This is a genomic window from Paracoccus lichenicola, assembly GCF_009708075.1.
Taxonomy (GTDB): domain Bacteria; phylum Pseudomonadota; class Alphaproteobacteria; order Rhodobacterales; family Rhodobacteraceae; genus Paracoccus; species Paracoccus lichenicola.
The window spans coordinates 14,296-27,036 of record NZ_WMBT01000022.1; the positions used below are offsets into that span (position 1 = coordinate 14,296).

Annotated in this window: 9 protein-coding genes and 1 tRNA gene; 6 read left to right on the top strand and 4 right to left on the bottom strand. The window is 64.0% G+C overall.

Going from position 1 to position 12,741, the window contains the following annotated elements:
• Positions 1 to 87 precede the first annotated feature (87 nt).
• The gene (locus tag GIY56_RS17005) at positions 88 to 708 is read left to right on the top strand and encodes a GcrA family cell cycle regulator (RefSeq protein ID WP_154766059.1); all 621 of its coding nucleotides are present in this window, start codon (positions 88 to 90) and stop codon (positions 706 to 708) included.
• 24 nt (positions 709 to 732) lie between these two features.
• Here the strand turns inward: GIY56_RS17005 and nudC are convergent, their stop codons facing one another.
• Together nudC and GIY56_RS17015 are read right to left on the bottom strand one after the other, a co-directional pair.
• Positions 733 to 1,677: an NAD(+) diphosphatase gene (nudC, locus tag GIY56_RS17010; protein ID WP_154766060.1), complete on the bottom strand. Its 945-nt coding sequence runs from the start codon at positions 1,675 to 1,677 to the stop codon at positions 733 to 735.
• Positions 1,678 to 1,955: 278 nt separating this feature from the next.
• On the bottom strand, positions 1,956 to 2,381 hold the full coding sequence (locus GIY56_RS17015; RefSeq protein ID WP_154766061.1) for a BLUF domain-containing protein: 426 nt from the start codon (positions 2,379 to 2,381) through the stop codon (positions 1,956 to 1,958).
• A gap of 220 nt (positions 2,382 to 2,601) precedes the next feature.
• On the opposite strand from GIY56_RS17015, the gene metG reads away from it, so the two are divergent.
• From metG to GIY56_RS17030, 3 genes are all read left to right on the top strand, one after another.
• Positions 2,602 to 4,320, top strand: a complete 1,719-nt coding sequence (metG, locus tag GIY56_RS17020; RefSeq protein ID WP_154766062.1) for a methionine--tRNA ligase — start codon at positions 2,602 to 2,604, stop codon at positions 4,318 to 4,320.
• A gap of 75 nt (positions 4,321 to 4,395) precedes the next feature.
• The gene (gene rocF, locus GIY56_RS17025) at positions 4,396 to 5,316 is read left to right on the top strand and encodes an arginase (RefSeq protein ID WP_154766063.1); all 921 of its coding nucleotides are present in this window, start codon (positions 4,396 to 4,398) and stop codon (positions 5,314 to 5,316) included.
• A gap of 43 nt (positions 5,317 to 5,359) precedes the next feature.
• Positions 5,360 to 5,445, top strand: a tRNA-Leu gene (locus tag GIY56_RS17030).
• A 127-nt stretch (positions 5,446 to 5,572) separates the two neighbouring features.
• Here GIY56_RS17030 and GIY56_RS17035 read toward each other — a convergent pair.
• Entirely contained in the window at positions 5,573 to 8,431 is a 2,859-nt protein-coding gene (locus GIY56_RS17035) for a class I SAM-dependent DNA methyltransferase (protein WP_154766064.1), read from the bottom strand.
• A gap of 343 nt (positions 8,432 to 8,774) precedes the next feature.
• On the opposite strand from GIY56_RS17035, the gene GIY56_RS17040 reads away from it, so the two are divergent.
• Positions 8,775 to 10,007 (top strand): tyrosine-type recombinase/integrase, encoded by a 1,233-nt coding sequence (locus GIY56_RS17040; RefSeq protein WP_154766065.1) that lies wholly within the window; start codon positions 8,775 to 8,777, stop codon positions 10,005 to 10,007.
• A gap of 191 nt (positions 10,008 to 10,198) precedes the next feature.
• Here GIY56_RS17040 and GIY56_RS17045 read toward each other — a convergent pair whose 3' ends face one another.
• A complete protein-coding gene (locus GIY56_RS17045) occupies positions 10,199 to 11,347 on the bottom strand; it encodes a 3'-5' exonuclease (RefSeq protein WP_230312607.1) in 1,149 nt (382 codons plus the stop codon).
• Between the two features lie 198 nt (positions 11,348 to 11,545).
• On the opposite strand from GIY56_RS17045, the gene GIY56_RS17050 reads away from it, so the two are divergent.
• Complete coding sequence (locus tag GIY56_RS17050) at positions 11,546 to 12,622, top strand: phage tail tape measure protein (protein ID WP_154766066.1); 1,077 nt, start codon at positions 11,546 to 11,548, stop codon at positions 12,620 to 12,622.
• The last annotated feature ends 119 nt before the right edge of the window (positions 12,623 to 12,741 follow it).

The window sequence follows — 12,741 nt, forward strand, 5'->3', positions numbered from 1 at the left end:
CGGCTAAATCTCGGCATCCCGTTTCTGACGGGGGCAATCGCAGGTTTCAAGATGGGGCGGCGCAGGGGCGCGCCCGGAAAGGCAGTCATGTCCTGGACGGATGAACGCGTCGAGACGCTGAAGCGCATGTGGTCCGAAGGCCAGTCCGCCAGCGCCATCGCCAAGGAACTGGGCGGCGTGACCCGCAACGCGGTCATCGGCAAGGTCCACCGCCTGGGCCTGTCGAACCGCAACGACGAACCCGAACCCGCGCCTGTGCCCGCCCCCGAACCCGCCATCGGATCCGGGGCCGAGAAGAAGATCGACCGCAAGCCCGCACCCGCCGCCGAACCCGCCCGTCCCGAACCCCAGCCCGAGGTTGCCGCCGTGCCAGCCGACCCGGTCAAGGAAGAACCCGTGACCCCCCCTGTCTTTACCCCCGTCCCCCGCCGTCCCATCGTGCCCGCGGGCCAGCCCCTGCCGCCGCAACCCTCGGCCAACGAGATCAGCCCGGAAACCCTGGCCTCGGTCCGCGAGGTGGAAAAGCGCGCCAAGAAGCTGACCCTGATGGAACTGACCGAACGCACCTGCAAATGGCCGATCGGCGATCCCGCGACCGAGAAGTTCTGGTTCTGCGGCTTGCCCAGCCAGGCCGGCAAGCCCTATTGCGACGCCCATGTCAGCGTGGCCTTCCAGCCGATGAGTTCGCGCCGGGACCGCCGGCGCTAGGGTCAGCGCCTTGAAGGGACAGGGCTAGAAGCTTGGCACCCGACCCTCGGCCCAGGCACGCAGGATGGCTTGGGCGATGGCGCCCTTGCGTGCGGGCCGGATGCGGTCATGCTGCCCGGCCAGCGCGGCGGCGATCTCGGCCTTGCTGGCCCACAAGGCATCTTCCAGTTCCTTGGGGTCGATGACGATCTCGCGCGTTTCGGCCCGTGCCACGCAGCCGATCATTAGCGAGGCCGGGAACGGCCAGGGTTGCGAGGTCAGGTAACGCACCTCGTCCACCCGGATCGCGGCTTCCTCGTGCACTTCGCGGCGCACGGCTTCCTCGACCGTCTCGCCGGGTTCGACGAACCCCGCCAGCAGCGAATACATGCCTGCGTCCCAGCCGGGCTGGCGGCCCAGAAGCACGCGGTCGCCATCCAGCACCAGCATGATGACGACGGGATCGGTACGGGGAAAATGCTGCCGCCCGCAGGCCGGACAGTCGAAGCGCCAGCCCCCATGGGCGATGCTGTTGCGCGCGCCGCAGTTGGAACAGAAGCCGTGGCTGCGCCGCCATTCAAGGATGCCCTTGGCGGGCGCGGCGATCCCGGCGTCGCGGTGGTCCAGTTCGGGCAGGACGGCACGCAGGTCGGTGAACGTCCAGGTCGCCGGCAGGCCCGATCGTTCCAGCGGATCGCCGTCTGGCGCCATGCCCGAGAGATCGACGGCAAAATGCGCGGCGCCGCCGGGATCCAGGCCCAGAAACAGCGACGTGGCGGCCCTGTTCATGGCCAGAGGATCGCTGGCCGCCAGCCAGACCAGCCTTGGCCCCGCATCCGTCGCATCGAACAGCGGCCTGCCCTGCCAGAAGGGCAGCACGCGGGTTGCGGGATCGTCCAGATACCGCGCCAGGGCAGCGGCATCGCCGCGCAGCCGGTCGGCGCGATCCAGATAGCTGCCCGCGAAGGTGATTTCGGATTCGTCGATCATGCCCGCGACGCTGCACCGTCCGTCGGGCGGGGGCAAGCCGCAACCGTGAGGCGGGCAGCAGGTGGATCCGCAGCGCCCCCCGGTCCTGGAATATCTCGTAGCCGCTTGGGCGGGGCAGACAATTTCCTTGCAGGACCCCCCGCCCTGGCGCCGCCCTCCGGCCAACCCGCTGTTCGCGTCACAGGCAAAGGACAGCATGGTTCCGCCACTGCGTCCTGCCATGCGGGCAAGGGGCGATGCGGTCCTGCCCGCCATGCCAGGGGCGGAACGCCGGCCTGCTATCTTGCATCGACCGATTGCAGAAAGGCCCGGACCCTTTCGACATAGGCGGCCTGATCCCCGGACTTGCTGCGCCAATCGGCCAGCCAGTCGAACAGCGAGGCAGCCTCGGGGTCGGAAAACCGCATGTCCCAGTCCTGGAACAGCCGCTGATCCAGCGATGCCTGATCAAGGATCGTCATGTCCATGTGCCGGCCGTCATCGCGCAAGGCCTCGACCAGCCGGAAGATGCAGCGCCAGGGGCCTTCGATCCATTGGTAGAAGATGCCGTTCTCGAAATGCAGGCAGCCGGTGACGCCGATCTGACGGTTGCGCTGACGGGCCTTGTCCAGGATGGCCAGAATGCTGCGGCGATCCAGGTCCGGCCGCGCCACGCTGCGGTAAAGACAATAGCCCAGCCTGTCATCAGGCAAGGAACGGAACATGTGTTTCTCCTGACAGGGGCAGGCCGGAAGGACGAAAGGGCTGGCACCGGTTTGTCAGGGATCATAGCCCCGTTTCCTGTCCACAAGGTTAACGATCGGACGGCGTGGTCCCGCCGCCTTTTTTCCGCTGCGCCACCTGCGGGTCGCGTCCACGGGCGCGCAAGCCTTTCCAACCCGCCCCATCGCCGCTAGAGATGCGCCGACCGTAAAGGACGCGACCATGGCCCGCCATCTCATCACCTCTGCCCTGCCCTACATCAACGGCATCAAGCACCTGGGGAACCTCGTCGGATCCCAACTGCCCGCCGACCTGTATGCCCGCTTCCTGCGCGCGCGGGGGCACGAGGTGATGTTCATCTGCGCCACCGACGAACACGGCACGCCCGCCGAGCTTGCCGCCGCCAAGACCGGCGAACCCGTGGCGGAATACTGCGCGCGGATGCACGCGGAACAAGGCGCGCTGGCCCAGGGATTCGGGCTGTCCTTCGACCATTACGGCCGGTCCTCCAGCGACCGCAACCGCGCGCTGACCCAGCATTTCGCGGGGCGCCTGGCCGACAACGGCTATATCGCCGAGGTCAGCGAAAAGCAGGTCTACTCCATCGACGACGGCCGCTTCCTGCCCGACCGCTATATCGAGGGCACCTGCCCCAACTGCGGCTATGACAAGGCCCGCGGCGACCAGTGCGAGAACTGCACCAAGCAGCTTGACCCGACCGACCTGATCGACCCCCGCAGCGCCATCAGCGGCAGCACCAACCTGGAGGTGCGGGAAACCAAGCACCTGTATCTGCGCCAGTCCGCGCTGAAGGACCAAATCAGCGACTGGATCGACAGCAAGACCGACTGGCCGATCCTGACCACCTCGATCGCGCGCAAGTGGCTGGACGACGGCGAAGGCTTGCAGGACCGCGGCATCACCCGCGACCTGCATTGGGGCGTGCCCGTCAAGCGCGGCGACCAGCCCTGGCCGGGGATGGAGGGCAAGGTCTTCTATGTCTGGTTCGACGCCCCCATCGAATACATCGCCGCCACCGCCGAATGGGCCGATGCGCATGGCCAGCCGGACAGCGCCTGGCGCCGCTGGTGGCGCCGGGACGAGGGGGCCGAGGACGTGACCTATACCCAGTTCATGGGCAAGGACAACGTGCCCTTCCACACCTTGTCCTTCCCCGCCACCCTGATCGGCTCGGGCGAACCCTGGCGGATGGTCGATTACATCAAGTCCTTCAACTACCTGACCTATGACGGCGGGCAGTTTTCCACCAGCCAGGGGCGCGGCGTCTTCATGGACCACGCGCTGGAGATCCTGCCCGCCGACTATTGGCGCTGGTGGCTGCTGTCCCACGCCCCGGAATCGGGCGACAGCGAATTCACCTGGGACAACTTCCAGCAATCGGTGAACAAGGATCTGGCCGACGTTCTGGGCAACTTCGTCAGCCGCATCACAAAGTTCTGCCGGTCCAAGTTCGGCGAAACGGTCCCCCAGGGCGGCGCATACGGTCCCGCCGAGACCGCGCTGATCGACGCGCTGACCACCCGCATCCGCGCCTATGAAACCTTCATGGCCGCGACCGAGGTGCGCAAGTCCGCGTCCGAACTGCGCGCCATCTGGGTCTTGGGCAACGAATACCTGCAATCGGCGGCGCCCTGGTCCACGCACAAGACCGATCCCGACCAGGCCGCGATGCAGGTCCGGCTGGGCCTGAACCTGATCCGCCTGTATGCCGTCCTGTCCGCGCCCTTCATCCCCTTCGCCGCCCGGTCCATGCTGGAGGCGATGGGGACCACGGACGAGATCTGGCCCGACGACGTGGCGGCGGCGCTGGCCGCCCTGCCCGCGGGCCATGCCTTCACCGTGCCCGAGGTGCTGTTCGCCAAGATCGCCGACGAAAGCCGCGCCCAATGGGAAGACCGCTTCAAGGGCGTGCGCCAGTAACCCTGGCCGGGCGGTGGACATTCCCGCCCGGTCTGCCTTTAGTTGCCGCGAACGCCGTCAACCGAAAGGTCCCCCATGACGCATTGCATCCTGCTGGGCGCGCCCATCGACGAAGGCCAGCGCCGCCCCGGCTGCCTGATGGGTCCCGCCGCCTATCGCGTCGCCGGGCTGGCGCAGACGCTGACAGCCCTGAACCACTCGGTCGAGGATCGCGGCGACGTGATCCCCGGTCCCGCGCGCCCCGTCGCCTGCACCAACCCCGCCGTCCATCACCTGCCCGAGGTGATCGCCTGGACCGATGCCCTGCGGACGGCCGTGGCCGAGGCCCTGGACGACGGGCTGCCGATCATCATGGGCGGGGATCACGCCCTGGCGCTCGGCACCGTGGCGGGGGCTGCGGTCCATGCGGAACGCGCGGGCCGTCCGCTGTTCGTGCTGTGGCTGGACGCGCACAGCGACATCCACACGGTCCGGACCACGACCTCGGGCAACCTGCACGGCACGCCGATCGCCTATGCGCTTGGCCTGCCGGGCTTCGACCCCTGTCCGCCCTTTCCCCATCCGGTGCCGGGCGCCAACATCTGCATGTTCGGCATCCGCAGCGTCGATCCGGCGGAACATGCCGCGCTGCTGGCCATCGACATCACCGTGAACGACATGCGCGTGCTGGACGAACACGGCATCGTCGCGCCCCTGCGGGCCTTCCTGGACCGGGTCGAGGCCGAGAACGGAATGCTGCACGTGTCGCTGGACGTGGATTTCCTGGACCCGTCCATCGCCCCCGCCGTGGGCACCACCGTTCCCGGCGGCGCCACCTTCCGCGAGGCGCATCTGGTCATGGAACTGCTGCACGAATCCGGGCTGGTCACGTCGCTGGATCTGGTGGAACTGAACCCGTTCCTGGACGACCGGGGCCGCACGGCCAAGCTGATGGTCGATCTGGTCGGCAGCCTGATGGGCCGCAAGGTCTTCGACCGACCCACCCGCAGCTTCTGAAACCCTTGCCAACCGGCCCCGCGCCCGCTAGCGAAACCGGAACGCGGGCGTGGCGGAATGGCAGACGCATGGGACTTAAACTCCCTGGGGCGCAAGCCCGTGCGGGTTCAAGTCCCGCCGCCCGCACCAGTCCCGATTGCCCGCCCCACGCCGCGATGGTGAAGGCCATGGCCACTGAAACCGCACGGCCCGCAGGGTGGGGTTTTTACCCCACCTTCACTCAACATTGCCGCGAAGAATCGGGGGTGAAACCCACCTACCCCTGCCGGGCCGCGCGCGCCTGGTTCAGGCGGAACAGGCGCGACAGGATCTCGTCGTCGGTCAGCCGCCCCGCGCGCCAGTCTTCGCCCCAGCCATAGGCATCGGCCACCGCCCCGTCCAGGGCGGCATGGGCATGGGCCAGCCAGGCGGGGCGGGCGTTATACAGGTTCGTCAGCGTGCGTTTCTTCAACTCGGCCTCGGCCCGGGCGTCCAGGGGCAGGATGCGGTCGGGATAGCCCGGCACCACCTCGGGGACGCGGCGCACCAGGTCGGGCGGGTTGAGCCAGTTTTCCCGCAGTTCGTTCAGCCGGGCGGCGGCGGCGGCGATGGCCTGGGCGCGGGGATCGGCGGCGTAATCCCCGGCGGGCCGGTCGGGGGTCAGGCCGTCCGGGAAGGGGAAGGTCTCGAAGGTGGTCGAGGGGGTATAGCGGGGCCGATCCTCCAGCGAGGTGCCCATCCGCAGCGACCAGAGTTCGTGAAAGCGCGAATGGAGGATGCCGAAGGTGGTGTCGTCGTCGCGGGCGATGGCAATAAGCTGGTGGTCAGGTTGGATTCCACGTGGCAACCACACGAATAGTCGGTGCTTTGTCAGAACCGGGGACACGACAAAGCGGTCAAACTCCCGGATGGCAGAACGCATCCCCGAGCAAGGCTCTGCCTGCAACCACCAAAAATTTCTATACTTGTCCCGCTTGACCTTCATGCGTTCAGGTTTGACCCGCTCTTCAACAATCGCGAATGGGGCCTCATAAAGCTGCGCTTCTGCAACTGGCATGTTAATGCCGAAATCAATGATCCACTTGTCCTGAGAGCGCCGCACAAGGTCGAGACCATTTCTCCAAGGGATGACCACATCTGCATTCGGGCGGCCGTTCGGGTTCATCGGACAAGATAGAAGTTTCTCTGCCTCAACTCTCGAAAGGTCGAAGCGGCCAGATTTGACGGTTCCCACATAAGCTACCCCGCGATTTTCCTTGAGTCGTCCTGCCTTGGTGATGTTCAGCCCACCTCCGGTCAAATCGGACTCGATCCGGCTTACCTCTTTCCCATCGAGAATACTGGGTGTGCCTGCTGGTATCTGTCCAAAGCATACGAGCGAGACGCGGACCGAAGCCCCATCGACTACCCAAGGCTCATCCGACCAAGCGTGAAAAATGCCATGCGACTTTTCAATTTCGTCCAGAACAAGGCGGTTCTTGCCACCACGAATGGAATTGGTCGCGACCAATCCGGCGCGTGAGAGCTGCCTTTTCTGAATGGCCCGGCTTGCTTGTGCGAACCACCAGCAAACCAAATCTGAAAACGGAGATATGTCGGGATAAGCCTTCCGCAGGGCCGTTGTGTATTCAACTCCCATGCTAGAATACATCCGCTTTGTCCCCAGAAATGGCGGATTTCCCACAACCACATCCGCTTCCGGCCAATCCGCCGGGGTGCCGTCCGGGGCCAGCACCGCATCGCGGTTCCGGATCGTCGCCAGCGGGCGCAGGATGGGGTTGCGCGCGGCCTCGAACCCGTTGCGGCGCATCCACTGGATTTCCCCGATCCAGACCGACACCCGCGCCAGTTCGGCGGCATAGGGGTTCAGCTCGATCCCCAACACGCATTCCGGCCCGACCCGGGGAAAGCCGCGCGGCAGGCCCAGCGATTCCGCGTCCAGGTTCACGCGATGCTCGATGTCCTTCAGCGCCAGCAGCGACAGATACAGGAAGTTCCCCGACCCGCAGGCCGGATCCAGCACCCGGAACCGTGCCAGCCGTTCCAGGAACGCGCTGTGGGACGCCTGCGCCGCGTTCTGCGCCCGGGTCCGGGCGGCAGGGGTCCGGGCCGCCGCCGCCCGGTCCAGGGCCGCCGCGATGTCGGCCCGCACCCCGTCCCATTCGGCCAGCAGCGGGCGCACCACCACCGGGTCCACGATCTGCATGATCTTGTCGCGGTCGGTGTAATGCGCGCCCAACTGGCTGCGCTTGTCCGGATCCAGGCCGCGTTCGAACAGCGTCCCCATGATAGACGGGTCGATTTCCGACCAATCCAGCGCGGCTGCGGCCAGCAGTTCGGCCACGTCCTCGGCCTCCAGCGGCAGGGCATCGGCGTTGTCGAACAGCCCGCCGTTGAACCATTCGACCTGCTCGAACCCGACCATGCCGCCGCCCTGCATCGCCGCGAACAGCGTGGCGGCATGGGTCTGGAACATCGCGGGGTTGCGGTGGGCCTGTTCGATCATCCGCTGGAACATGCGGTTGGGCAGCAGGCCGACATCCTCGGCGAACATGCAGAAGATCAGGCGGTTCACGAAATGCGCGACCTGGTGGGGTTCATGTCCCCGGCGGCGCAGGTTTTGCGCCAGCGCGGCAAAGCGGCGCGCCGCCTCCTCGGTCAGGCCCTGGCGGGTCTTGGCGGGGCGCAGGCGGTCGGGATCGGTGAAGGCCGCGCGCAGCAGGTCGCGTTTCGCGCCGTCGGCCAGTTCGTCCAGGGCGATGTCGTGGACCTGCTGGACGGTGTTGGTCCAGTTCGTGTGGATGCGGATGCGGTCCATGTCGGACACGATCAACAGGGGCGGGTTTTCCAGCGCCACCGCATATTGCTGAAGCTGGGCAAAGGCCGCCGTCAGGTCCTTGCGCCTGCCCTTGTATTCCCAGGCAAAGCAGCCCTTGCGCCACACATCGGCCCAGCCTTCGCCGCCCGTCGTCTTGCCCGCGCCCTTTTCAAAGGTGAACCAGTCCCCCTTGGGATCGGCCGTCACCGGGTCCTCGACCCCCAGCAGGCGGCACAGGTCGATGAAATGCGCCTGCGAGGCGCTGCGTTCCTTGAGCTGGACGTTCTGCCATTTGCCGATAAAGCCGTGCGGTGTCATTCTATCCCTCGATTTGGGCCATATGACGCGGGCGCGCGGCGGGGGGCAAGGCAAGGCGGCGGGGAAAAATGCAGACGGCCAGCCCCGGGGGACTGGCCGCTTGAGGCAACCTGGTGCCGGTGAAGGGACTCGAACCCCCGACCCCATCATTACGAATTATCGCCACATAGATTTGCGCGACATTGCGTGGGCTTGTCCGGCTTTGCGTGAGATGGTCAACATATTGATCTGCATAGTCTTACTGTGTCTCTCGAACTTGACCGGGTTTGCGCGGCTCTGCGCCGCTTTGTTCCGGTCTGGTTCCGCCATGGTTCCACGAACCAAAAGACATAGGAGTTGAGACATGCCCAAGATCACGAAGACTGCCCTCGATGCGATGTCACCTGACCCTACCCGTGAAACCTACCTCTGGGACTCTACACTTGCAGGATTTGGCGTCCGCATGATGCCGACCGGCAAAGCCAGCTTCATCCTGAAGTATCGCACCCGCACGGGCGCGGCCCGCAAGATGACGATTGCCCGCGTCGGCACCATCACACCGGACGAGGCCCGCAAGGAAGCCATCAAAGCGTTGGCTGACGTTGCTAAGGGCGGCGACCCTTCGACCGAGCGCAAGGCCGCCCGCAAGAACATGAAGCTGACGGAACTGGCCGACCTCTACATCGCCGACATGAAAGGAGGCTGGAAAGAAAACACCTTCCTGGCCAACACCAGCCAGATCGAGACCCACATCAAACCATTGCTGGGCCATCGCTCCGCTGTCTCTCTCACCTATGCCGACGTGACGAAGATGCAGGCAGATATCATTGCCGGAAGGACTGCAAAGAAGCGCAAGGGGCGTGGAGGAGTGACAACCGGAGGCAAAGGCGTGGCAACCCGGGCAATCGTCATCTTGGGCGCAATTCTGAATCACGGCATTCGACTCGATATCCTGAGCCGCAACGTTACCGATGGAGCAAAGAAGGATGCCATCGGTAAGCGAACACGCTTCCTGTCCTTCGAGGAACTAAACGCCCTTGGTAAGGTGCTTGATGACAGCCCGGCTGAACCTGCCTCCGGCATTGCTGCGATCCGCTTCCTCTTGCTGACCAGCTTCCGCCGCAACGAGGCCCTGACGCTAAGGGGCGGCTACTGCATCCAGCGAAAAGGTATCGTCAATCTGCCCGACACCAAGACTGGTGCCCAGGTCCGCGCTGTTGGGAATATAGCCTTCGATGGCATTACCGCCGCGCCTTTTGCATGGGTCTTTCCAGCAGAAAGAGGCAACGGGCATTTCGTGGGCCTGCCTAAATGCCTCAGCCGGGTCTGTGCCGAAGCAGGCATTGATGGCGTCTCGGCCCATACTCTGCGCCACACCTTTGCTGCGGTGGCTGCCACCCTTGGTTACTCTGAACTAACCATAGCCGGGCTGTTGGGCCATGCGGCTGGCAGTGTCACCGCCCGCTATGCCCATGTCGCCGATGCAGCGCTCGTCTCGGCCGCCAACCGTGTATCAGACATCATCGCCCGCGCTCTGTCTGGTGAGGACATGCAGGAACAAATCCTCCGAGAGCAAAACCTCGGAGAGGTCGCCTAGCCTGTCAGGAATGGTGTTTCTGGTGGGGAACACGGGGAACATGGGGAACAAGGCTGATCTAAAAGGGAAAAACCTTGTTCCCCACCTATTTCTGCTTTGGGGAACAAGGGGAACAGATTGCTTCCTGGTCAGGTGTTCACCGCAAAGCGTGCCAAGATGCGTCTGATTATAGTGCGCGCAACGCGGCAGGCCTAATCCGATAGCACCTCAACGCCGCGTTTTCGGGCCCGCTCAGCCAGATCCTCATATCGTCTACCCGATGTCGATCCGAAATGACGGCACCACGCAGCCAGGAAGGCGCGTTCGTGCTCAGCCTCCTTTGCCTTACTAAGAATGATGGCAATTCGCCAAGCATAGTATGGCGCAGGGATGTCGCCAGTGTCGAAGTAAACGCGGCAAGCGGTATTCACGATCTCCACCTGGGCGCCGAGATCGTTGTCGATTGATCGCAGGTGGGTTCTGAATTCATCTTCAGGCAACGATAGAAAGGAAGGTCCGCTTACTACTGCATCAAACGGACCTGTTGCTGCTCTTGCTGCCTTCCACTTTTCTTCTAACTCGCGCCGCGACAAGGGGCGGGCTTCGGAAAGATAGTTGATCAGTGTGGTCAGACCTTCGAGATGGGGTGCCAAGTCCGAAGTGCTGACGTTGACGGGGGCAGGCTTCTGTCTACGGCCGCCGCTTTGCACTTTGCGGGCGGGGTTCATCATATCAGCAAGCGACTGACCTGTTTGTGCCTCGGCCCGCAATACCACCAAAGCAGCGGCCTTTGCGTCCTCGCCTGCGTCATGGTGTTCAAACTCTAGGTCCAGCACTTGCTTGAGATTGCCCAGGCCATGGCCGCCTTGGCCACGGAGCTCGGGCCAAGCCCGGCGAGCGATCTGGACGCTATCTGCCCACTGCCAGTCTGGTGCTGGTAATCCGTATTTGCGGCAAGCTCCATTAATCGCACCACGGTCGAATGTGCTGTGCTGGATGATGACATGCTCTTCCACAAGAGGCGCGATCTGCTGCAGGATTGTCGGGAACTTCGGCGCCCCCACAACCTGCGCTCGACCGATGCCATGTAGGTTCACATTGAAATCGGCGAATGGTTGTTCCGGGTCAATGAGTGTGCTGGCTACCCGTATCGTGCCGTCATCCCGGACGCAGGCCAAGCCAAGTTGGCATATGCTCGCCGGATCGGAATTTGCCGTTTCTACATCCAAGGCAAAAAAACGGAATGGCCCTTCTGGGAGAATGAAGGATCCCATGTGCTCGGAGGGAAGCTCTTGCTCTGCCTCTGAACGCTGGGGCGAGGCAGATGCCTTCTTGCCGAAAAGCCACGAAAAAAAAGACATTCTACCTCCCAGAATTTTCAAATTAGCGTCGTTTTGAGCCTGGCCAGAGTCAATCCAGCAGTCATCTGGGCAGCTTTAATGAGTAAAACTCAGAATGCTTGCGCAGATGCCAATTGTGTGTTTTACTCACAATAACCTTTGGACATCGTTTGGAATGAAACCATGAACGCAGCAGTAGGGGCAGACGAACGCCTTGTGGTGATGCTGGAGGCGCGCATCTCGGAGTTCGAGAAACGGATGCGCCAGGCCGAACAGCGCGGCACCCGGACCTATCAAGGGCTGGAGCGCAATTCCCGTTCCGCCACCCGGCAGATGGAGCAGGACATGATCCGCTCGACAGGCCGGATCAATCAGGCCCTGGCCTCGACCAGCGCGCAAATCGGCACGTTCAGCAAGGCCTTTGTCGGCGGGCTGGCGGGTGGCGTGGCGACTGTGGCCCTTGCCGGGCTGACCACCAACATCGGCGCCACCGTCAAGAGCATGGCCGAACTTGGCAACGAGGCGAAGCGCGCCGGCCTCTCGACCGATGCCTTCCAGGAATGGAAGTTCCTGGCCGATCAGAACCGCATTGCCGTCGATGCCCTGGTGGACGGCTTCAAGGAACTGTCGCTGCGCGCGGATGAGTTCATTGTCACCGGCGTTGGACCGGCTGCCGAGGCCTTCACCCGGCTTGGCTTCCGTGCCGACGACCTGAAGAAGAAACTCAAGGATCCGTCCGCCCTGATGCTGGAGATACTTGGGCGGATGGAAGGCTTCGACGGGGCGGCGCAGATCAGGATCGCAGATGAAATCTTCGGCGGCACGGGCGGCGAACGCTTCGTGGAACTGCTGGGCCAGGGACAGGGCGCGTTGCAGGCGACGATCCAGAAGGCGCACGAAACTGGCGCCGTCCTCGATGCCGAACTGATCGCCAAGGCCGATGAGATTGACCGCAAGTTCACGCAACTGACCACGAGCGCGGCGAACTTCGCCAAGGCCGCAGTGGTCAACCTTGTGGCGGCCGGCGCCGAACTGGCAGACCTCCGCGCCCGGCTGGATACCATCTTCGCGAGCGAGGCCGAAGGCCGCGCGATGATCGGCGACGAACTCTATGATACACTGATGCCAGATCGCGATCTGGTAGAACAGAATGAAGAGGCCCTTCAACGGATCAAAGAGCGATATGACGCGCTAGCTGAAGAAGCTGACCGCGCAGGCATGTCGATGGCGGGCGCGATGGGGCAACTGGACAGCTGGGGCTACGGTGACGTTGCTGGGACTTGCGCGATCAACTGATGCAAGCCACCCAGGACTTTCGTGATAGCAAGATCAGCGGCGACGATTTCGGAGATATGGGCAAAAGTTGGTGACGCTTGATCAGGCGGCGGCTTGAAGTTGGCGGAGGCCGTCGCGGA